Here is a 21,776-nt window from a genome sequence, read left to right on the forward strand (position 1 = left end):
GATCCTCGTGTGTACCGCCGGAAACTGCTGCGTTCGTTCCGCTCGGGCGCTCGCACCATCATGGGGAACCTCTCGCCGGCTACCGTCAGGTAGTGTCCGGTGCCCCGGCGTGACGATCCGGAACCCTTCGCCCCGGCGAACGGGTGATTGACCCGCGTCCGCACACACGAAGGCCCCGGATGGTGTATCCGGGGCCGTGCGGACGGTCGATCGGGTCGGACGGGTCAGTCGAGGTAGTCGCGCAGCACCTGCGAGCGGGAGGGGTGGCGCAGCTTGGACATCGTCTTCGACTCGATCTGCCGGATGCGCTCGCGGGTGACGCCGTAGACCTTGCCGATCTCGTCCAGCGTCTTGGGCTGACCGTCGGTGAGCCCGAAGCGCATCGACACCACGCCGGCCTCGCGCTCCGAGAGCGTGTCGAGCACCGAGTGCAGCTGCTCCTGGAGCAGGGTGAAGCTGACCGCGTCGGCGGGCACGACCGCCTCGGAGTCCTCGATCAGGTCGCCGAACTCGCTGTCCCCGTCCTCGCCGAGAGGGGTGTGCAGCGAGATCGGCTCGCGGCCGTACTTCTGCACCTCGATGACCTTCTCGGGGGTCATGTCGAGTTCCTTGGCCAGCTCCTCCGGGGTGGGCTCGCGGCCCAGGTCCTGGAGCATCTGGCGCTGCACACGGGCGAGTTTGTTGATCACCTCGACCATGTGGACCGGGATGCGGATCGTCCGCGCCTGGTCTGCCATGGCCCGGGTGATCGCCTGCCGGATCCACCAGGTGGCGTAGGTGGAGAACTTGTAGCCCTTGGTGTAGTCGAACTTCTCCACCGCGCGGATCAGACCCAGGTTGCCCTCCTGGATCAGGTCCAGGAAGAGCATGCCGCGGCCGGTGTAGCGCTTGGCCAGCGAGACCACCAGGCGGAGGTTGGCCTCCAGGAGGTGGTTCTTCGCCCGACGGCCGTCCTCGGCGATGATCTCCAGTTCCATCCGGAGCTTGGGTTGCAACTTCTCGCCGGAGCCCAGCTTGTCCTCGGCGAACAGGCCGGCCTCGATCCGCTTGGCGAGGTTGACCTCCTGCTCGGCGTTGAGCAGCGGGACCTTGCCGATCTGCTTGAGGTAGTCCTTGACCGGGTCGGCGGTGGCGCCCGCGGCGGCGACCTGCTGGGCCGGCGCGTCGTCCTCGTCGTCGGAGAGGATGAAGCCCTTGCTCTCCGGCTCGTCGGGGACCGCGTCCTCGACGACGATGTCGGGCTCGTCGGGCAACTCCTCGGCGTCCGGCTCGGCTTCGCCGGCCTTGCCGGCGGTCTTCTTGGCGGCGACCTTCTTCGGCGCGGCCTTCTTGGCGCCGGCGGCGGCGGTCTTCTTCGCGGCGGCCTTGCGCGGTGCGGCGGCCGGTGCCGGGGCAGCCTCCGCGATCGGGGCCGGGGCGGCGTTCTCGTCGAGTGTCGTGGCGCTCGTGGTCGGCTCCGCGGTGATGCCGGGCGTGGGGGTGACCGGCACGGGGGCGGTCGCGGCGCGGTTGGTGACGACGGTCTTGGTCGCGGTGCGCTTGGCCGCGCTCTTCGCCGCCACGCTCTTGCGACTGCGCTTGGGCGCCGCCGAGTCCGCGGCACTGACCATGATGGTCACCCCCTCCTGGTCGAGGACCTGGTTGAGGCTGCGCAGGACGTTCTTCCACTGGGTGGCCGGAATCTGGTCGGCCTCGAACGCCTGGCGCACCTCGTCGCTGGCGATGTACCCCTGGGCCTCACCCCGCTCGATCAACGACTTCACATTGACGAATTCGGCGATCTCGGGCGGGAGCGAACGGGATGTGCTGGCCGACACAAACAACCTCTCGACGATCTGGACGGCGTCACGGCCTGGTGAACAGGCAGGCGCCGCCAAGCGAACGACACTCGGGCGGACAGCGCGTGGTTCCGGCAAACCGGTTGCACTCGAGTCAGCGCTTCGGCTTGTTTTGCTATTCCCGAACGGCTGCCACCTTCGTACTCATCGGGCCAGGCGAAGAAGTGTTACGCGCCCCTTCAGTGGCGCAGCTCACACGATTCCCCCTTGCGGCGCGCGCCACACCCTGTGTGAGGGATGTTTGCGGGATCCGCCTCAATCGCCGCCGGTGATCCGCACTCCCAGGATGGTCACGTCGTCGTCGCGGCCCCGGTCGCCGATGAGTCCGTCGAGGATGGCGGTCAACAGCGGCTCCAGGCCCTCGTTGGCTCCTCGGGCCATGTCGACGAGGTCGTCCAGCCCCTCGTCGATGCCGCGTCCGCGCGTCTCCACGAGCCCGTCGGAGAAGCCGATCAGGATGTCGCCGGGATCGAGGCGCACGGTGTGCTGGGTGCGGTGTTCCGCCACCCCCAGGGGCGTGGACTCCTCGCCGATCTCGACCAGTCGGGACTTGCCGTCGGCCGAGACGACCACCACCGGCAGATGCCCCGCGTCGGCGAGGTCGAGCAGGCCGGTGGCGGGGTCGATCACCGCGTAGACGAGCGTGGTCAGCGACTCGTCGTCCTCGGTGGCGGTGAACAGCCGGTCCAGGCCGGTGAGTACGGCGGCGGGTTCGGGATCGGTGAAGGCGAGCGCCCGCAGCGCCGAGCGCACCCGGCCCATGCCGGCCGCCGCGGTCAGCCCCTTGCCGATCACGTCGCCGACCACGATCGCCACCCGCCCGTCGGGCAGTTGGAACACGTCGTACCAGTCGCCGCCGACCTCGAAGTCGGGCGCGCCCGGCAGGTAGCGGAAGCCGAACTCGACCCCGGGCACCGCGGGTAACCGATCCGGCAGCAGGCTGCGCTGCAGGGCGACCGCGGTGCGGTGTTCGCGCTCGTACAGCCGCGACCGCTCGACCGCGAGCGCGCACTGCCCCGCGAACGCCTCCAGGAAGACGCGGTCGTCCGACCCGAACGCCCGTCCGTCGTCGAAGGTGTAGCGCAGCACGCCCAGCGGCGCGCCGGAGCCGACCAGCGGCAGGATCGCCCGGGATGCGCCGGGGCCGTCGGCGCAGGTGTACCGCGCCACGCCGTCGGTGACCGCCGCCACCAGGTCCGCCGGCCAGTGCGCGGGCATGCCGCGGCGGCGGCCGGCGGTGCGCTGCGCGGGCACGTTCGGCCAGGGGTACACCGGCGTGGTCTCGTCCAGGAGGTACGCCTCCGAGCGCACGGCGGCGATGCCGAGGCCGAGTTCGCCGATCGCGTCCTCGACCTCGGGCACGCTCAGGGTTCCGGCGATCCGCGCGGTCATCGCCTGGAGGCCGGCGGTGCGCCACTGCCCGGCACGCAGCAGATCCTCGCAGCGACGCTGCTCGGTGACATCGCGCACCACCAGCAGCACGCCGATCGCCGGGCCGTCCTGGTCGGCGGGGTCGGGAACGGGCAACCACTGTGCCTCGTAAGCCCGTTCGTGCCCGTCCACGGGATCCGGCCGGGCCGGGTCGCCGAGGCCCGCGGGATCCGGGGCGTGCGCGGCGCCGTCGGGGCCGGTCGCGTGCGGCTCGATGTGGGGTTCACCATCGGCCAGCACGCGGGACAACACCGCCTCGATCCGCCGGCCCCGCGCGTCCGGGCAGACCTCGCCGGGACGTTTGCCGAGCAGCTCGGCGGCGGCGCGCCGATGCATCCGGGCGAGCGCGCCGCTGACCCGGCGGCAGCGCAACTGCCGGTCGTAGAAGGCGAATGCGGTGGATCCATGGGCGCTCAAGGTGTCGAGCAACGCCGCGTCGACGGCCGCGGGCCGCTCGCTTCCGCCCTTGTCGTCGTTCATTGCCTCACAACCCCACCTGTTGGCAATTACGGGCCGGCGAGTCGGATCGAGTCAGATATCGAGAGTACGCACGCGAACCGCCTCACCGGGAGGATTGCCCCGAACTCTCCCCGTCTCGCGCGCCACGTCGCGAACCGCCGCGCGCATGTGGACGGGTCGGGGTCGGTCGTCGGTCCGCCGGCGGTCGGCCGGGCCGGGCGTCGGAGCGGGGCCCGAGGCATACGCGCGCCCCTCCGTCGACCCGGGCGGTGGGTCGGCGAAGGGGCGATGCGCGGTATCCGGGACGCGGCGGCGCGGGTCATCCCTCGCGGGGGGCGGGGAACTGGCGGTCCACCTCGGGGTGTACCGCGAGCAGCGACCGCATGGCGGTCTCGGCGCTTTCCCCGTCGCCGGCGGCGACCGCGTCGACCAGGCGCGCGTGCAGCGAGACCGACGCCTCCGACAGGTGTTCGCACCCGGCGACATGCCCGCCGGACACCTGGAGGGCGGCGGCCAGGATGCTCGCGAGGTGGTCGAGCATGCGGTTGCCGGCGACCTGGAGCAGCAGGCCGTGGAACTCGGCGTCGGCGCGGCTGAAGGTCAGCGGATCGGGCTGGGCCACCGCCCGCTGCATGATCTCCACGACGTCGCCGAGCCGGCGGACGATCTCCGGGTGGTTGCGACACGCGGCCATGTGCGCGGCCAGCGGCTCGATCCCCCAGCGCAGTTCGAACAGTTCGCGACGCTGCGAATCACGCTGCGGGCCGCACGCGCGCCACTCGATCACGTCGGGGTCGAGCAGGTTCCAGTCGCTCACCGGACGCACCCGGGTGCCGACGTTGGGCCGGGCGCTGACCAGGCCCTTGGCCTCCAGGACCCGGAGCGATTCGCGCACCACGGTCCGGGAGACCTCGAAACGCTGGCCGATCTCCTCGGGCACCAGCGGGCGTTCGGCGCCCACCTCGCCCGCGACGATCATCTGGCCGAGCTGCTGGACGAGTTGGCCGTGCAGGCCCCGCCCCCGGCCGACGCCGGGTTTGCGGACGGCGCGGGCCGGTTCGAGGTCGGGTCCGTCCCACACGTACGGCCGGCGGGACATCGGTTCGGAGCCGGCGGCGCCCGGCTCGCCGGCGCGGAACGCGTCGGCCGAGCCGCTCGCCGGGGCGTGGGTCATTGTCTGATGGGCAGCGATACTCACGCTCTCCATCTCGGCTTCGAACGGGTCGGGCTTGAGCTGCAAACCCGCTCCCGGCTGAAAAACACACGAAAGGGTGATCTACCTTGCGGGTCGATCGTCCGAAAGTGTGAAGCCCGCACAACCCCATGAAGCGGCCCCCCTCAGGCCCGCCGACGACGGAACGTCACCATCGCCAGTACGGCGACCACACCCGTGAGTCCGGCCAGAGCCGCGCCGTCGACCAGCGGCGACCACGCTCCGCCGCCCTCGCCGACCACGAGCATCCGGTCGGCGGCGCGGAACGGAAGGTAACGCACCAGGTCCCGCCGCGCCGGCGGAACGCCGGCCCGAACGGCCGCCGCGATCAGCCGTTCGGCGCCCGCGGGCAGCGCCGCGACGGCGACCGCGATCAGCGGCGCGCCGCGGGACAACACCCCGACGCTCAGGCCGAGTACGGCGGCGAGCACCACGTAGCCGACGAAGCCGACCAGGATCCGCGGCGCCGGAGGGTCGATCGCCGCGAGGTCCGGGAAGGTCGGGCCGAACACCGCGCGGGCCGTGGCCAGATCGGCGCCCACCGCCAGGACCGCGACCAGTGCGGCGGCGAGCGCGGTGCCGACGGCCTTGGCCAGGAACACCCGATTGCGTCGCGGCAGGGCGAGGAAGAGCGTGGGCAGTGCGTCGCGACGCTGCTCGCGCGCACACGCCAGCGCGATCGAGAGCATGATCGCCGGGACCAGGACGGGGGTGTGGCCGGGGCCCGCGGTGAGCAGGTTGGCCACCTCGCCGGAGCCGATCGGCGCGGCCCCGGCCTGGCGGACCGCCACCCATGTGCTCCCGGCGGCGAGCGCGATCAGCGCCAACGCGCCCCACCACGTGGCGCGCAGGCTCCGGGCTCGCGCGAGTTCGTACCGGATCGCGCTCATGCGCTCCTCACCTCGTCGGTCTGTCGGGCGCGGTCGGCGGAGCGCCAGGCGCGGGCGAATCGACGCCGCGGCGGACGCGCGGCAGGTGGGTCCTCGGGGGGCGGCGCGGACTCGTCGAGCGGGTGTACCTCGGGCGCGGCCTCCGGGGCCGGTTCGGCACATCGGGGGTCGGGGGCGAGAGCGGTTCGCGGTAGGTCGACGTGGGTGGGGGTGTCGAAGCGGGTGGCGGATCGGGCGAGCGTCGACTCGGCGAGGGCTTCGGTGAGGTGATCCGTCGTCGGGGCGGGATCGACGCGGTGGGCGATGGGCGATCCGGGGGTGGGGGCGGGCGCGGGTGCGGCCGGGTGGTGGTCGGCGCGGAGTGGGTCGTCCGTCCGGGCCGGGTCGTCGGTCCAGGCCGAATCGTCCGTCTGTACCGGGTCGGCGAGGTGTTGTGTCGCTCGGTCGGCGCGTGCCGGGTGGGCGGCAAGGTGCTCGGCTCGCTGCTCGGTCCGGTGCTCGGCTCGGTGCTGGTCACGGGCGAGTTCGGCTGTGACGGCCGCACGCTCGCGGCGGCGGGTGATCGCGTCGGCGAACGCGTCGCCCACGCCCGGCTCGCGTTCGGTCAACTCGTGCAGCAGCACGCCGCCGCGGAAGGCGATCTCGCCGACCCGGGCCCGATCCGCACCGATCGCGGTGAGCGTGGTGCCCCCGGGGCGCGTGGTGTGTACCCCCTCGGCCCGCAACAGCGCGGACAGCCGGGCCACCTGCGGGGTCCGTACCGCCACTCCCGTGCGCACCCCTCGGCGCAGGAAGTCGGCGGCCGACTCGTCCGCGACCAGCCGCCCGCGGCTGATCACCAGCACCCGGTCCGCGCAGCGCGCGGTCTCGGCCAGGATGTGCCCCGCGACCAGGACGGTACGGCCCTGGGCGGCATAGGCACGCAGGAAGTCGCGCAGCCACCGCACCCCCTGCGGGTCCAGGCCGGCGGCCGGTTCGTCCAGGATCAGCGTGTCCGGGTCGCCGAGCAGCGCCGAGGCGAGCGCGAGTCGGCCGAGCGCGCCTGCCGAGAGCACCCGGGCCCGGGCACCGGCCACGGGGGTCAGGCCGACCAGGTCCAGCACCTCGTCGACCCGACGCGCCGGGATGCGCCCGGCCGCGGCGAGCATCCGCAGGTGCGCCCGCACGCGCCGGCCGGGGTGGGCCGCGCCCGGGCCGACGCAGGCGCCGACCACGGTGGCGGGGCGGCGCAGTCGGCGATAGCGACGGCCGTCGTACCGCGTCTCGCCGCCACCGCGTTCGAGGTCGAGCATCAGCCGCAGCGTGGTCGTCTTGCCCGCGCCGTTGGGCCCGAGCAGGGCGGTCACCTTGCCCGGCGGCACGTCGAAGGAAAGGTCGTCGACGGCCACGATGCCGCCGTATCTCTTGGTCAGCGCACGTGTCTGGATCATCGCCATCGCCATCGCTCCTGGTCATCCCACGTATGGGAGATCTTTGGATCTTTGGCAACATACCGGCGAAACCATAATTTTCCCGGCATTTGATCCTGTATCGGCGAGCTGGGGAAAAGTCCCCCGAACCTGGACAGGTCGTGGGGTGCGGGAGGACTATCGAACTACCGCCGAGCACGTCTCTGGAGGTCGGCATGTCTCTTCCCGATCCGGGCGTCCTGGACGCCGTCCGCCGCAGGCGGAGCGACCTGGACGACGCGTTGTTGATCGTTCGTGACGGTCTGGTCGCCGACCGCGCGGGTCCGCACCGGATGGCCGTGCTGTGTGCGGGGCTGCGGGAGTTGCGGGCAGATCTATACGAACATGTCGCGGCCACCGAGGGGCCCGACGGGCTCTACGAGGAGGTGCGCCGCGCGGATCCCAGGTTCGAACCCACGGTGGGGCGGCTGCGGGATGAGCACACCCGCCTCGGCCTGCTCCTCGACGACCTGCTCTCGGACCTGGCGTACGGCCCGCGGGACGCGGCCGGCCGGCCGGCGCTGCGGCCGAGGGTGCTGGACCTGCTCACCCAACTGGTCCACCACCGCAGCCGTGACGCCCAGCTCGCGTACGACGCGATGGCAGTGGACCTGGGCGGACAGGGCTGACGCCGACGGGGAATGCGGCCGGGCCCCTGTGTCGGGGCTCCGCCGCGCCGCGCGATCAGGGCTTGGCGATCGGGCGGTGTCGGCGGTCAGGCCTCGGGGCGCAACATCGGCGGGTTGAGCTTCTCCGCGGAGCCGCGACGGAACAGTTGGGCGGGGCGGCCGCCCTGGCGCGTGGTGGTGCCGCCGGTGGGCACGAGGAAGTCGGGGGTGCCGGTGACCTTGCGGTGGAAGTTGCGCGGGTCCAGCGCCACGCCCCACACCGACTCGTACACCCGGCGCAGCTCGCCCACGGTGAACTCCTCGGGGCAGAACGCCGCGGCCAGCGAGGAGTATTCGATCTTGGACCGGGCCCGCTCGACACCGTCCTCCAGGATCCGCGCGTGGTCGAACGCGAGCCGACCGCCGTCGCCCAGCAGTTCGCCGACCGAGGACCAGCGCGCACCCGCCGCGTCTCCGCCGGGGCGCGGCGCGGGCAGGTCGGGGGCCAGGACCAGATAGGCGACGCTGACCACACGCATCCGGGGATCCCGGCCGGGGTCGCCGAAGGTGGCGAGTTGTTCGAGGTGCACGGGCAGCCGATCCAGCCCGGTCTCCTCGGCCAACTCCCGTGCCGCGGCGGCCTCCAGCCCCTCCCCCTCGCGCACGAATCCCCCGGGCAACGCCCACGCCCCCTGGAACGGCGGCTCGCCCCGACGAATGGTCAGGGCACTCAGAGCGTGCTCGCGCACCGTGAGGACGACAAGATCCACGGTGACTCCGAAGGGCGGGAAGAGCGAGGTATCGGAGCGCGGCATGGAGCGATCCTAGTGCCCGAAAGCCACTAGCTGTCTGGCTGACGATAAAACCATCCTCAACCTCACCCTTCCCGCCGGTCCCTCGAACAACATCCGAAGCCGCCCCGAAGCGGAGCAACGTTCCGCCGCCGAATCGCCCCGCCGACGGGCGGGGTGGCCCGGCTCCATGGGCAGTCCACGGCTCACGGTCCGTACGGGTCCGACGACGCGGTGGCGGGCCCTGGCCCGAGTCGTACCGGATGCCGGCGGGCGGGAGTCGGCTACGTGGAGAGTTGGAGGGATTCGGGGGCCTCTTCGATGATGGGTTGGCCGGCTCGGTTGACCCGGACCGTGAAGGGGTCGCCGGCGATGCGCAGGTCGCGGAGTTCGAGTTCGCCGATGTCCAAGGGGCCGCCCGGGCGCACGGTGACGCGGCCGGTGGGGGCGTCGGGGCGGATGCCGGCGAAGGCGACCAGGACCGGCAGGATCGCGCCGGCGGCGCGAGCGAGGGGGCGGCAGGCCAGCGGGTGGGCCACCGGTACGTGGCCCTCGACGCGTTGTTCGCCCACGTGCATCTCGGGCAGCCGGTACTGGAACCACGGCGCGGCGTCGAGCAGTCCGGCGAACAGCCGCTGTGCGGCGTCGGGATGACCGGCCTCGGCCAGCCCGGCCACCGCCACGCACGTGTCGTGGGTGCGCACCACTCCGCCGCGCGCGGCGAGCGGGTGATAGCCGGGCGTACGGGCCGAGGTGCCGCGCAGGCCCCAGCCGCAGTCCAGGTCGGGCGCGGTCAGCCGACGGGCCACCGCCTCGCTGCCGGTGTCGTCCAGGATGCCGCTGCCGGGCAGGTGCGCCATCGCCGACGAGGCCACCGGGATCGGCCGACCGCCGGGGTCGAGCGCCGCCGCGTAGTACTCCCCCGCCGCGTCCTCGGCCCGGAACGCCCGGCGAAACGCCACCGCCAACTGCTCGGCGCGCTCGCGCAACGCCGCGCCGCCCGGCAGGTCGTGCGCGTCGAGGAGCGCCGCACCGTGCCGCGCGGCCTCGTACGTCTGGGCCTGGAGTTCGCACGGCGCCGGCCCCTCGGGCCCCAGCCGGACGAAGTCGCCGGGCCGCTCGCCCAGCGTCCGGGTCAGATGTCCGAGCGCGCGGCCGAGCGCGGGCAGCAGCGCGGCGGTCTCGGTGGCGGGCAGCCCCCACCGCCACGCCTCGCCGAGCAGCGTGACGAACAGCGCGGTCGAACCCGCGCAGTCGTAGCGCACCTGCCCGCCGGCCCGCCCCAGGGTGTGCGGGATGCGCCCGATCTCCTCGCCGACCCCCGGTCGCGACCGCACTCCCTGGCGCGACGCGAGCAGCCGCAGCACGCCACTCGCGAAGCGGGTGCCCAGCGGCAGCAACATCCGGGCCGTCCACAGCGCGTCGCGCCCGGCGGGAGCGAGTTGCCAGGGCGCGCCGACGGCGGGCAGCGCCGCGGTCGGCAGGTCCGGATCGGGGACCACCAGCAACGCCCGCAGATCGCGCAGACCCTGGTCGACCCAGGCCGCCACCCGTACGTCGTCGCAGCGCACCCGCGGCTCGGTCCACGGCGGTCGGCCCGAGACCGCGCGCGAGCCGGACCGGCCGGGAACCGGCTCGGCGAGCACGCGCAGTTCGACCGCCCACGAGCGGGCCGGCTCCAGCGCCACCTCCCAGCGCAGCGTCGCGGTGGCGGCCAGCGCGGTGTCCGGCGCGGGCTCGGTCACCGCGCGCACGGACATCCCGTCCGGCGCGGTCCAGCCCAAGCCCGCCGCCGCGACCCGGGCGGGCAGTTCGGCCGGCCGGTATCCGGCGCGCAGCGCGTCGAGCGGGATCAGGTCGGCGCCCAGCACCACCTCGACCGGGAAGCTCAGCGGCCGGCGGCCGGTGTTGCGCACCACGATCCGCTCCCGGCCGTCGGCGAACCGGGTGCGCTCGACCACCAGGGCGGGGTCGGGCGTGGTGTCCGCGGCGAATCGCCGCATCGCCAGGTATCGCACGGTCCCTGCGGCGACCACGTGCCCGGACAGCGGCTCCGGCTCGATGCCGCCCAGCGTCAGCACGTTGCGCGCGAGCGTGCGTCGCCCGTCGTGGTACATGCCCTCCACGCCCTGACCGCGCAGTTGCCCGTCGCGACCGCTGATCACCATGCCGGGCGCGTCCACGCAGACCAGCGCGTCGTGCGCGACCGGATGTGGAATCGTGCTCACCGTCACCGCTCTCGCCTCCCGCTTCTCCCAGGTCCCACGCGGGGCCGTGATCGCGCCGGTCCACCCGGACGGCGGCGACGCGTCGAGCCGCACCCCACCCCCGCGCGTTCGACAACCGGCCCCGGCCCCCCAACGCTCATGGGGCCCGGTTGGTCACGGCATCGCGGAAGATCCGCCGCCGCACCTCGGCGGCGCTCAGCGGACTGTTGATCGCCGAGTGCAGCAGTCGCGCCATGGTGTATCCGGGATCCGCGCGCAACGCCCCGGTCACCGCGACCCGGGCCAGCACCCCGTCGTGCGCCGTCCAGGCGGCCCACGCGGCGAGGGTGAGCGGCGGCGCGGACGCGGGCGCGAACGCCCGACGGGCAAGCACGGTCCACAGAGTGAGCAACGTGCGGTCGTCGGCCTCCCCCGGCGTCTGCCCGTGCCAGGCCATCACCTCGTCGCGCACCCGCGCATCGCCGAGCCCCAGCACCAGCCGCGCCGCCTCCTCCGGCTCGATCTCGGTATCACCGTCCCGAAACCGAACACGGTGGCCCGCCAACGCCCTCAACGTGCGCCCCGGCTCGAAGCCCGCGGGATCACCCCGCACGTCGGTATACGCACGCAGTATCCGCTCACGCATCGCATACTCCGGCGGCCGAAACAGCCGCACCAACTCGGCCAACGAGGCCGGCTCCGGCAACCCGGCCCAAACCGCGGTGGCGGCCACGGTCGAATTGCGTTCGGTACGCAGGGGCGTGCCCTCCATCGGACAACACCGCGCATCGGCGCACCCGTAGGACCACCACCGCCCGGCGGCGACACACACCGCTTCCCGAACCTCGATCCCCAGAGCCACACACTCCCGCTCAATCGCCACATACAGCGGCCGCAACCGACCAACGTCCACGGGCAGGCCGTCGAGGGGGGCGGGAGGTGAGCCGGGCAACGCCTCGGACGCCTCGGGGACCTCGGGGGCAACCGGGGTAACCGAACCGCCTGACGCCGCGTGTCCTCCCGACGCCTCCGAAGCACCGGATCCACCGGCGGCGTCGGCCACACGCAACGTCCCGGCAGCCTCCGCCCCGCTCTCCCGGCCGCGCTCCCCGTCCGCGTATATCGCCACCGCCACCCCGCGCGCACCGGTTCGCACCAGCAGGCGCGCGAAGTGCCGGGCGGCGTTCGCGAAGTCGGCCGGCGCCGGAAGGTCATGCCGCAGAACCGGCCCGACCCGGCTCCGATCCCCCGGCAGGATCCCGAGCAGCACCACGCTGTCGGTGGGCCGCACACCGATCAAATACGGCACGGCCTCCACCAGATCGGCGGGCGAGCGAACCCGCAGGACGGACTGCGGGGACATGGCCACATGGGGCGTACGGTCGAACCCATCGGTGTCGTTCATGCATCGAGCGTGCGCTCCCCCCACTCCCGACCGGACTCGTCCAACCGGGCTGTGCGCAACTCGCCCCTTGTGGACCGACGACTCGACACCACCGAACCACAGCGTCCCCACAGCCGAGGCCCACGCCCGCCTCGGCATCCGCAGCGAACCCGGCCGGCCCGCCGGCGTCGCACGGTGAGGCGGATGCGCGGCCGAGTCGGGTGCCGAAGGGGTCGGGCCGGTGGTTGTGGGCGGGGGCTTGGGTGGGCAGGCGACACGTTTCTGCACAAAAGCGTGCACCGGCTCTCCTCTCCGTCGGGGCGTGGGGTTACAAAGGGGGCATGAAACAGGACGACGCCGGCACCGGCCCGAGCGATACCGGCTCCAGCGATACCGAGCCGGGCGCCACCGAACCAGCCGCCACCACTCCCGCCCGGTCCGGCTCCGGGTCCGCCCCGGGGGCCGGGTTGCGGGATCGTGCCGATGCCGTGTTGCGGGAGTTGGTGGGGGGTGCGGCTCGGCTGCGGGAGGACCAGTGGCGAGCCGTGGAGGCCCTGGTCGCGCGGCATCGGCGGGTTCTGGTGGTGCAGCGCACCGGGTGGGGCAAGTCGGCGGTGTACTTCGTGGCCACCGCGCTGCTGCGTGCTCGTGGGGCGGGGCCCACCGTGATCGTTTCGCCGTTGTTGGCGCTGATGCGCAATCAGGTCGACGCCGCCGCTCGTGCCGGGATCCGGGCCCGCACCATCAACTCGGCCAACGTCGACGATTGGGACGCGGTACAGGCGGAGGTTGCCGACGGCACGGTGGATGTGCTTCTGGTCAGCCCGGAGCGGCTCAACAATCCCGACTTTCGGGACACCGTGTTGCCGAAGTTGGCCGCCACGACGGGGCTGCTCGTGGTGGACGAGGCGCACTGCGTCTCCGACTGGGGGCACGACTTCCGGCCCGACTACCGTCGCCTGCGCACCCTCCTGGAGGAGTTGCCGGCGGGCGTTCCGGTCCTGGCCACCACCGCCACCGCCAATGCCCGGGTGAGCACCGACGTGGCCGAGCAACTGGACCCGACCGGCGACGCGTTGGTCCTGCGCGGCGCGCTCGATCGGGAGAGCCTGTCGCTGGGCGTGTTGCGGCTGCCCGATCCGGTCGAGCGGCTGGCCTGGCTCGACACGCACCTGCCCGAGCTGCCGGGCTCGGGGATCGTCTACACGCTGACCGTCGCGGCCGCCGAGGAGGTCACCGCGTTCCTGCGCTCGCGCGGCCACGCGGTCGCCTCCTACTCGGGCCGCACCGAGGACGCCGAGCGGCGGGTCGCCGAGGCCGACCTGCTGGCCAACCGGGTCAAGGCGCTGGTGGCCACCTCGGCCCTGGGCATGGGCTTCGACAAGGGCGACCTGGGCTTCGTCGTACACCTGGGCGCCCCGCAGTCGCCGATCGCCTACTACCAGCAGATCGGCCGGGCCGGGCGCGCGGTGGAGCGGGCCGACGTGCTGCTGCTGCCCGGCCGCGAGGACGAGGCGATCTGGCGCTACTTCGGCTCGCTCGGCTTCCCCGCCCGCGAGCAGGTCGAGCGCACCCTGGCCGCGCTGGAGGGAGCCGGGCGCCCGCTGTCCACCCAGGCCCTCGAGCCCCTCGTGGAGCTGCGCCGCAACCGCCTGGAGCTGATGCTCAAGGTGCTCGACGTCGACGGCGCGGTCAAGCGGGTGCGCGGCGGCTGGATCACCACCGGTCGGCCCTGGGCCTACGACGCCGAGCGCTACGCGCGCGTGGCCGCCGCGCGCGAGCACGAGCAGCAGTCCATGCGCGACTACCAGGCCGACGGCACCTGCCGGATGCAGTTCCTGCGCCGGTGCCTGGACGACCCGGGCGCCGCCCCGTGCGGGCGCTGCGACACGTGCGCCGGGCCGCGCCACGACACGCGGGTGGATCCCGCCTCGCGCGACGCGGCCCGCGCCGCGCTGGGCCGGCCGGGCGTGGAGGTGGAGGCGCGCCGGATGTGGCCCACCGGCATGGCGGTCACCGGGGTCGCGTTCAAGGGCCGCATCCCCGACGGGGAACAGGCCGCCGCGGGTCGGGCCCTGGGCCGCTCCTCCGACATCGGCTGGGGCAACCGGCTGCGCCCGATCCTGGCCCCCGGCGCGCCGGACGGCCCCGTCCCCGACGCCGTGTTCGCCGCCGTCGTCGAGGTCCTGGCCGGATGGGGCTGGCAGCGGCGACCGGGCGGCGTGGTCACCATCGCCTCGCACACGCGCGGCACGCTGATCGACAGCCTCGGCGAGCGGTTGGCCGAGGTCGGCCGGCTGCCCTGGCTGGGCCGGGTGGAATACGCGCCGGGAGCCGGCGGCCCCGCCCCGCGCAGCAACAGCGCCCAGCGGCTGCGCACGGTCGCCGACGCGTTCGTGCTGCCGCCCGACGTCGCCGAGCGGGTGGCCGCCCTCGGCGCCCCGGTCCTGCTGGTCGACGACCGCACCGACACGGGGTGGACGCTGACCGTGGCGGCCCGCCTGCTGCGTCGCGCCGGCGCCGTCCAGGTGTTGCCCCTGGTGCTCGTGATGGAGGGGTGACCCGCCCCGTTCGGCCGTCCGCCCCACGCCGGCCGATCGCCCGCCCCGCCCCGGCCGGTCGCCGCGCCGTCACGCGGACGTAGCGAATGATCACCGGTACGTGTTGCCGAGTTCGTCGGCGTCACGCAAGAATCGACAAGGCGTTCTCTTCACTTTCCCGTGCGGGCCCCGTCGGCGCCGCTCCGCCGCGAGCCGCCCGTAGTCGGAGCGCGCCGCTGTCCGCCATGGACGGAAGGAGGACCGTGCACATCGCCGCAACCGCGTCCCCGGCGCCGGCCCACACCGGCACGCCCCCGGCCAGTCCTTCCCGCTGGTTGGACCCGGAGTCCTGGCGCGCGCGCCGGATTCCCCTGCTGCGCGATCCGCGAGCACTGCTCAAACGGCTGCACGATCTGCATCGGCCGGTGGCCCGCACGGCGGTGGTCGCGGTTTTGGATCGCTCCGAACGACCGGTCGCCAGCGCGTCCTTCGGCTTCGGCGAGGGCCGCACCGACGGCTGGCGCTGCCGCAATCTGATCCTGGCGAACCTGCGCCTGATCGTCCCCGACGACCTGCGCCGGGGCACCCCCACGCACACCACGGTGTTGGCGCTGCATCGCGAGGGCGGGCGCGACTGGGCGGCGGACGACGGCCGCTGGATGTGGGGGCTGCACGACGCGTGCGTCCTGCACGGTCTGCGCTGCGGCGCCTTCGCGATCGTCGCGGAGGACGGCTGGCAACTGGTCGCCGACGGCCGTCGCGGACGTACCCCCGCGCTGCCCCCGGGCCGCGACCGCGGCCCCGGCGCCAAAACGCCGATCAGGGCAGCGGGCATCGCCCCGGCCCTCCCCGCGACGGAACTGCCGCAGGTGCGCTACCTGCCGGAGACGGGGCCCACTCCCCTGGTACGACCCTCCGCGTCCTGATGGACACGTGTGTGATCAGGCGGTGAGACCACGCTCGGCGAGCCAGTCGACCAGATCGGTCGTGACCGTCAACGCGTGGTCCTGAACAAGCTCCGGACTCTGCAGCCGCATGCGCAGATGTTGCGCGTGGAACGGCTTGATCCCGGAGATCAACTTGCGTACCCCGAACACGTTGCAGAACGCCCGGTCGTCACCGGCCGAGAAGGCGCGGTCCCATTCCTGGCGTTCTTCCCCGATCAGGGTTGTGTAGGCGTACCGGTTGAGATAGCCCGACAACATGTCGATGACGGTGCTACAGGCCCGGTACTGCTGGATTTTCAGCCGGTCCTCCTGGTCGCTGAGGAACCGGTCAAGGAGCTGCGCGATCGACGGCGATTCCGACATGGCAACGAACCGTAGCCGACCTTGGCGATCCGCGGGGCAGGGGGCCCGAGTTCGGTCGGACCGGATACGGCCGGGCCCCCTACGTGCTACGACGTGTTACGCGACGCCGGTGAGCGCGCGCACCCGCTCCACGTCGCCGCAGACCGTGACCGACGCCCCGGCCGTGAGCGCCGAGGTCAGGATCCGACCCGCGTCGGCGCCCTCGGCGAAACCGTTGACCACGACGACGACCGCGGCCCGCCGCAGCGGACGCGAGGCCGGCAGCGACGCGTAGAACACGTCCTTGCCCTCGTCGTACTGGCGCCAGTACTGCGCGGCGCCGAACGTCTCCTCGTGCTGCTGCCACGGGTGCGGCCCACCCGTGGTCAGCACCAGGATCGCGCCGGGCTCGGTACCGGCCTCCAGGAGCGCGTCCACGGCGTCGTCGGCGACGTCGAAGACGTCGTCGGCGCCGGCGGGGATCAGCGTCACGCGCGGCGTCGGCGAGGCGGACAGGTCGGGGCCGGGCTTGGCCGCACCCGGCTTCGGGGGACCGGGCTTGGCCGGACCGGGCTTGGCCGCCGCGCTCGCCTGCCGCGGCACGGCGGGCTTGGGCGGGCTCGGCTTCGGGCGCGGTCCGGGCTTGGGCACCGCGCCGGAGGGACGCGGCACGGACGGGGTCTTTGCTGCGGACGTCGTGTCCGCGGTGTTTTCGGCAGTCACCGGATTCACAGTCATGTCTGGGGAAGGCTCGGTTCGTTCGTGGCGGTACCGGGATGCCCGGCGGTGAGGAGACGCGGGGAGGGATCGGTGGAGTCCCGTTCCCCGGAGAACACACGCGGCATGGTGGCAGTCCTATCAAAGCCGCGCGGGGCGTGCCCACCCAGGGTGCTCCTGGGGTGTGGCCCGGGCGTACGACGGCGCATACTACGATGCCCCGTCAGCTCGGCCGGATCAATCGTCCACCACCACCCCGTGCTCGATCACCAAAGCTGCCAGCCCCTCCGCGTAGCCCTGACCGACCGCCCGCAGGCGCCAGGAGTCGCCGCGCCGATAGACCTCGGCCAGGATCATGACGGTCTCGTCGCCTCCGCTCAACCGGAATTCGGCGAGTCGACGGCAGGTCACGGGGTCGACGATACCGACGGTCACCGGCACCTGGGCGAAGGTGGTGCCACTCGTCGCGTCCAACGCGAGCGCGACGACGACCCGACTGCGGCCGGCGGGCAGGGTGGTGACGTCGATCTCGACCGAATCCGAGCCCGGTTCCACGTCGTTGGTGGTCCCGGTCTGGAGTTTGCCGGCCAACCGCACCGCCCCGCTGGCGTGTACCGGCTGGTTGAAGAACACCAGGTCGCCGTCGTCGGCCACCCGCCGATCGTCGTCGAGGACGAGGGCCACCGTGTCGCCGTCCACCTGCGCCGGCGCCCACCACGCGGCCTCGATCCGCACCGTGCCCGCGAACGGGCCCAGATCCTCGATCGTGACCGCCTGCCCCCGCGTCAGCCCGCGCGGCGGCGCGACCGCCGGCCGCGGCGGCACGGTCGGCGCCGGACCCGCGTCCGCCGACTCCGCCGACACCTCGCCCGACGCCGGGTGTTCGGGCTTCGGCGGCACCGACGGGACCGGCCCGGACGGCACCGGCACGGGCGGCACCGGCACCGTCGGCCGCGGCGGCGTGCGCGTTCCCGCGCCCGGCGGCACCTGCGGCGGCGGCGTCTGCGGTCCCGGCACGGGCGGCGGCGTGCTCGGCCCCGCGTCCGGCACCGGCGGCACCTCGGGCGGCGGCGGCAACACGTCCGGGACGGTCGCCTCCAACACCTCGGCGGCCGACGACCCGGCCGCGACCGGCAGATCGGCCGCGGTCGGCGGCGGCGGAATGCTCGGCAGCGTCGCCCCGGCCCCCGGCACCGGCGCCGGCGTGGTGGCGGACCCGGCCCCGGACATCGGCGCGCCCGACGCGGACTGCGCCTCGGTGACGTCGAACGCCTCCGTCGGCGCCGCCGACGCGTCCGGCCCGAACGCCTCCGTCGCCTCGAACGCCTCGGTCGGCTCCGCCACCGCGGGCAGCACGTCCGAACCGTCCACCGGGGTGTCGTAGGGTCGGTACGGCCCCGGCGTGAACGATTCGGCCCCGGCCGTCACCGACGCGCTGGGCCGGGGCAGCAGGAAGCCGCTGGTGGTGCGCGGCATCCCCGGCACGGCGAGCGCCAACGACGCGGCGGCCACCTGGGAGGCCGCGTCGGCCGCGCTGCTGCGCCCGCGCTCCAAGTCGGCGAGCAGGGCCAGGAACACCGGCTCGATCAACACCCTGATGCCGCGCTGCCGGGCCCAGTAGGTGCGGTCCGCGGACTCGTCCGGATCGGCGACCACGAGCACGTCCACCCGGTCGTGGATGCCGGACGCCACGGACAGGTCCGCCCGGGCCATGCGACGCTCCAACTCGCCCCGGGTGACCGCGAGATAGCCGTGGAACAGCACGTTCAGACCCGACTCGAGCGGCCGCCCCCGCGCCAGGATGCGCGGCCCGCCGCGCCCCTCCTCGACGGTGGAGCGGGCCATCCCGACGATCTCGTCGAGCGCGGTGCGCGGAATGCCCAACTGCGCCGCCACCCGGGTCAGATCGGCCCGTTCCTCCCGGTCGATCGGCCCGGCGGCTACCATCGAGGCGGCCAGCGCGGTCACGTACAACCGGTCCAGGTCCTTGCGCTGCTCCTCGGAGATGCCCAGGGACACCGCGAGTTCGGCGAGGTCGATCGCCTCCTGCGGGGTGATCACCCGGTCCTCCAGGGCCGCGTCGAGCACCGCCAGGTAGCTGTCGGGCCCCTCCCCCACGCCGGTCGGCGGCCCGTACGCGCGGGCCTTCTCCAGGTACGACACCGCGTCCCGGCGGCGCACCTGCTCGGCCTCCTCGCGGGCGCGCCGGGCGGTGTGCGCGTCGTCGCGGGTGAACACGCGCGACGGATCGGCGCTGCGCCGCGGCCAGTTGAGCGAGGCGGCCACGGTCCGAGCCTGCTGCCAGTGCCGGGCCTCGCCCGCGCCGCGACTCAGGTAGTGCTCCAACAGGCGCGCCGTACCCATCGCCTTGGCCGCCGCGCCGTGTCCGCCGTCCACCGGCACCCCGGCCGCCTCGCAGCAGGCGAGCAGGGTGAACCTGGGCGCCTCCGGCAGGTGGTGCGGCGCCTCGCGCATGGTGCATACGGTGGTCAGCGGCGGCACGGTCGGCCTGCCCCGGCGCTGGAACTCGCGCTCGACGAAGCCGATGTCGAAGCGCGCGTTGTGCGCGACCACGACCCGCTGTCGGAACAGGTTGGTCAGCCACGGCGCGACCTCGGCGAAGGTCGGGGCGTTGACCACGTCGTCGTCGAAGAGCCCGTGGGCCTGGAAGTCGCCGGCGGGACCCTGCGGATCGAGCAGGGTCGTGAAGAACTCGGTCACACGTCCGTCGAGATCGCATTGCGCGACCGCGATCTCGATGATGCGATGTCGATGTGGGGACAAACCCGTCGTCTCCACGGCCACCACCGAGTAGCCGGGGCATGCGAGGCGATCACCGATGCGCACAGTCACCCCCCAATGATGATGTGCCCGGTGCGGCCTCCTTCGGTCGCACCCCGGCAAGCCCGACCTGCGGCGCGCGTCCACCGTACGCGCTCACGACCGGTGCGGGGTACGGCGCGACCGATCGGTCGTAACCGTACCGCTGGTGACGAGTCATCAGATATGACACACGATCAGGACGTGCTCGCCGAGGGCTGCGGCTTGCCGACCCGGATGCCCTTCAGGACGGTGTCGAGCGTCGCCTTGTCCGGAGCCCCGGCGGTGATCGCCAACTTGAACAGCACACACGGGTACCTGCCGCGCTCGTTCTTCTCGTCGATCACCACCGCCTGCGCCCAGGCGGAGTCCGCGTTCGTGCCCAGGTCCTCGGGCTTGCCCGAGACCCGGCCGCGCAGGACGTAGCCCGGGTGGCCGTCCACCGTGATCGCCTTGTCCAGTTCCAGGCTCTCCAACTTGACCTTGCCCTTGTCGCCGCCGCTCACGTCCTTCTTCAGATCGGCGACCAGCGCGGCCATGGAGTCGGCCTTGCGGGTGGTCAGCGTCACCCCCGCCACGTAGCACTTGCGCTCCGCCTGGAACCGGGTCTCGACGTCGGATCCGCCGCTGCGCGACGCCGACCTGCTCGGGCAGGGGCCCTCCACCGCCTGGTCCGCCGGGGAGTCGGGGTCGGGGACGATCCAGTCCTTGAACCTGGGTACGGTCAGCCCGGTGGTGGGGTCGGTGAGCGTGCCGTCCGTGGCCACCGTCGTGCCGCCGTCGTCGTCCCCGCCCAGGAGCACGATCAGCGCGGCGATCAGTCCGCCCACCACGACCAGCGCCAGCGCGCTCAGTGCGATCGCCTTGCCGCGACCGGGCCGGGCGGCGCCGGGGGGCGGCCCGATCGGCTGATAGCCGCCGGGGTATCCCCCCTGGGGGTAGCCGGCGTGCGGCGGACCGGGCGGGGCGCTGCTCGGCGGCGGCGGGATCTCGCCCTGCGCGCGGGCCCGGGTCGAGGCGGTCCACTGCGCTCCGTCCCACCATCGCTCGGAGCCGGGAGCGGACGGATCTTCGTACCAGCCGGGAGGAATCGAGGCAGTCACCCGCGTGACGGTACAACCGGCCCCGGCCCGACACGAGCGCCACCCGGCAAACGTGACCGTTCGGAGACGCGAACCCCACCGGCGGGCCCCGATCAGCCCAGGTCGAGGCCGAGTTGCCCGTCGACGGCCGGCTCCACGCGCGGTCGCTTCAGATGCCGCCACGCGGGCAGGTCGTCCCAGTACGCCCACGACATCCGGTGGTGGGGCGTGGGGCCGAATTCGGCCAACGCGGCGCGGTGCACCGGGGCCGGATATCCGGCGTTGCCCGCGAAGCCGTACTCGGGATACTTCTCGCCGAGCCCGGCCATCAACGCGTCGCGATGCACCTTCGCGAGCACCGAGGCCGCCGCGACGCTGACGCACGACTGGTCGCCCTTGATCACACAGCGCACAGCCCACGGCGCGCCGAGGAAGTCGTGCTTGCCGTCCAGCACGATCGTGTCGGGGCGGATCGGCAGCGCGCCCAACGCGCGCACCGCGGCCAGCCGCAACGCGGCGGTCATGCCGAGCGTGTCGATCTCCTCCGGCTCGGCCGCACCGAACGCGTACGCCCGCACCCACGGATCGACCGCGGCGGCCACCTCCTCGCGACGCCGCGCGGTGAGCAGCTTCGAGTCGGTGAGCCCGGCGGGCGGTACGGACAGGTCGGTGATCGCCGCGGCGACCACCACGGGCCCGGCCCACGCACCACGCCCGACCTCATCCACGCCCGCCACCACACGTGCGCCCCGAGCGATCAACTCCCGCTCGACGTCGTAGGTCGGCGCCGCGATCCGCCCACCGCCCTTACGCGGCCCGACGACCTTCTTACCAGCAGCCTTCTTGCCGGCCGCCTTCTTGCCGGTGATCGACTTCCCGGCCGGCTTCTCGACCGCGATCGTCTTGCCCGCGACCTTCTTGGCGACGACCTTCTTGGCAGCGGCCTTCTTGCCGGCGACCGGCCCGGCAGCGGCCTTCGTGCCCGCCGTTGACCCCGGGGCGCTGCGCGCCCGGGTGTGCGGCGCGGTTTCGGTGCTCGGCTCCGGGGCCGTTGCCGCG

The 21,776-nt window shown here is 73.5% G+C and carries 16 protein-coding genes; 3 read left to right on the forward strand and 13 right to left on the reverse strand.

Annotation, left to right across the window (positions count from 1 at the left end; all coding sequences use genetic code 11):
- Nucleotides 1-224: 224 nt before the first annotated feature.
- The 5 genes from ACFRCG_RS14850 to ACFRCG_RS14870 all read right to left on the reverse strand — a co-directional run bounded on the left by ACFRCG_RS14850 (nucleotide 225) and on the right by ACFRCG_RS14870 (nucleotide 7,267).
- The gene (locus ACFRCG_RS14850; RefSeq protein ID WP_380031568.1) at nucleotides 225-1,823 is read right to left on the reverse strand and encodes an RNA polymerase sigma factor; all 1,599 of its coding nucleotides are present in this window, start codon (nucleotides 1,821-1,823) and stop codon (nucleotides 225-227) included.
- A gap of 270 nt (nucleotides 1,824-2,093) precedes the next feature.
- Nucleotides 2,094-3,749, reverse strand: a complete 1,656-nt coding sequence (locus tag ACFRCG_RS14855) for a SpoIIE family protein phosphatase (protein WP_380031570.1) — start codon at nucleotides 3,747-3,749, stop codon at nucleotides 2,094-2,096.
- Between the two features lie 298 nt (nucleotides 3,750-4,047).
- A complete protein-coding gene (locus ACFRCG_RS14860; RefSeq protein WP_380031572.1) occupies nucleotides 4,048-4,902 on the reverse strand; it encodes a FadR/GntR family transcriptional regulator in 855 nt (284 codons plus the stop codon).
- A 164-nt stretch (nucleotides 4,903-5,066) separates the two neighbouring features.
- Nucleotides 5,067-5,831, reverse strand: a complete 765-nt coding sequence (locus tag ACFRCG_RS14865; RefSeq protein WP_380031574.1) for a hypothetical protein — start codon at nucleotides 5,829-5,831, stop codon at nucleotides 5,067-5,069.
- Nucleotides 5,828-7,267: an ABC transporter ATP-binding protein gene (locus tag ACFRCG_RS14870; RefSeq protein WP_380031577.1), complete on the reverse strand. Its 1,440-nt coding sequence runs from the start codon at nucleotides 7,265-7,267 to the stop codon at nucleotides 5,828-5,830. Before ACFRCG_RS14870 ends, ACFRCG_RS14865 begins: the two co-directional genes overlap by 4 nt.
- A 188-nt stretch (nucleotides 7,268-7,455) precedes the next feature.
- Between ACFRCG_RS14870 and ACFRCG_RS14875 the strand changes: the two genes are divergently transcribed.
- A complete protein-coding gene (locus tag ACFRCG_RS14875) occupies nucleotides 7,456-7,908 on the forward strand; it encodes a hypothetical protein (protein ID WP_380031579.1) in 453 nt (150 codons plus the stop codon).
- A gap of 86 nt (nucleotides 7,909-7,994) precedes the next feature.
- On the opposite strand, the gene ACFRCG_RS14880 is transcribed toward ACFRCG_RS14875, so the two are convergent.
- From ACFRCG_RS14880 to ACFRCG_RS14890, 3 genes are all read right to left on the reverse strand, one after another.
- On the reverse strand, nucleotides 7,995-8,702 hold the full coding sequence (locus ACFRCG_RS14880; RefSeq protein ID WP_126641718.1) for an NUDIX domain-containing protein: 708 nt from the start codon (nucleotides 8,700-8,702) through the stop codon (nucleotides 7,995-7,997).
- A 260-nt stretch (nucleotides 8,703-8,962) separates the two neighbouring features.
- Nucleotides 8,963-10,906 (reverse strand): glycogen debranching N-terminal domain-containing protein, encoded by a 1,944-nt coding sequence (locus ACFRCG_RS14885; RefSeq protein ID WP_380031581.1) that lies wholly within the window; start codon nucleotides 10,904-10,906, stop codon nucleotides 8,963-8,965.
- Between the two features lie 136 nt (nucleotides 10,907-11,042).
- Nucleotides 11,043-12,290, reverse strand: coding sequence for a DUF4192 domain-containing protein (locus ACFRCG_RS14890; protein ID WP_380031584.1), 1,248 nt, complete (start codon nucleotides 12,288-12,290; stop codon nucleotides 11,043-11,045).
- Between the two features lie 320 nt (nucleotides 12,291-12,610).
- Here ACFRCG_RS14890 and ACFRCG_RS14895 point away from each other — a divergent pair, with 320 nt between their 5' ends.
- Nucleotides 12,611-14,830, forward strand: a complete 2,220-nt coding sequence (locus tag ACFRCG_RS14895) for a RecQ family ATP-dependent DNA helicase (protein WP_380031587.1) — start codon at nucleotides 12,611-12,613, stop codon at nucleotides 14,828-14,830.
- A gap of 242 nt (nucleotides 14,831-15,072) precedes the next feature.
- On the forward strand, nucleotides 15,073-15,735 hold the full coding sequence (locus tag ACFRCG_RS14900) for a hypothetical protein (RefSeq protein ID WP_380031589.1): 663 nt from the start codon (nucleotides 15,073-15,075) through the stop codon (nucleotides 15,733-15,735).
- 15 nt (nucleotides 15,736-15,750) lie between these two features.
- On the opposite strand, the gene ACFRCG_RS14905 is transcribed toward ACFRCG_RS14900, so the two are convergent.
- The 5 genes from ACFRCG_RS14905 to ACFRCG_RS14925 form a co-directional block, all read right to left on the reverse strand.
- Nucleotides 15,751-16,119 (reverse strand): hypothetical protein, encoded by a 369-nt coding sequence (locus ACFRCG_RS14905; RefSeq protein WP_126641566.1) that lies wholly within the window; start codon nucleotides 16,117-16,119, stop codon nucleotides 15,751-15,753.
- A 96-nt stretch (nucleotides 16,120-16,215) separates the two neighbouring features.
- Nucleotides 16,216-16,770 (reverse strand): hypothetical protein, encoded by a 555-nt coding sequence (locus tag ACFRCG_RS14910; protein ID WP_380031592.1) that lies wholly within the window; start codon nucleotides 16,768-16,770, stop codon nucleotides 16,216-16,218.
- Nucleotides 16,771-17,052: 282 nt separating this feature from the next.
- Nucleotides 17,053-19,668, reverse strand: coding sequence for a TerD family protein (locus tag ACFRCG_RS14915; protein WP_380031595.1), 2,616 nt, complete (start codon nucleotides 19,666-19,668; stop codon nucleotides 17,053-17,055).
- 164 nt (nucleotides 19,669-19,832) lie between these two features.
- Complete coding sequence (locus ACFRCG_RS14920) at nucleotides 19,833-20,738, reverse strand: DUF2510 domain-containing protein (protein WP_380031597.1); 906 nt, start codon at nucleotides 20,736-20,738, stop codon at nucleotides 19,833-19,835.
- Between the two features lie 92 nt (nucleotides 20,739-20,830).
- Nucleotides 20,831-21,511, reverse strand: coding sequence for a ribonuclease HII (locus ACFRCG_RS14925; RefSeq protein ID WP_380031753.1), 681 nt, complete (start codon nucleotides 21,509-21,511; stop codon nucleotides 20,831-20,833).
- Nucleotides 21,512-21,776: the final 265 nt, after the last annotated feature.

The sequence above is a fragment of the Embleya sp. NPDC056575 genome (assembly GCF_042793325.1).
Lineage (GTDB): Bacteria > Actinomycetota > Actinomycetes > Streptomycetales > Streptomycetaceae > Embleya.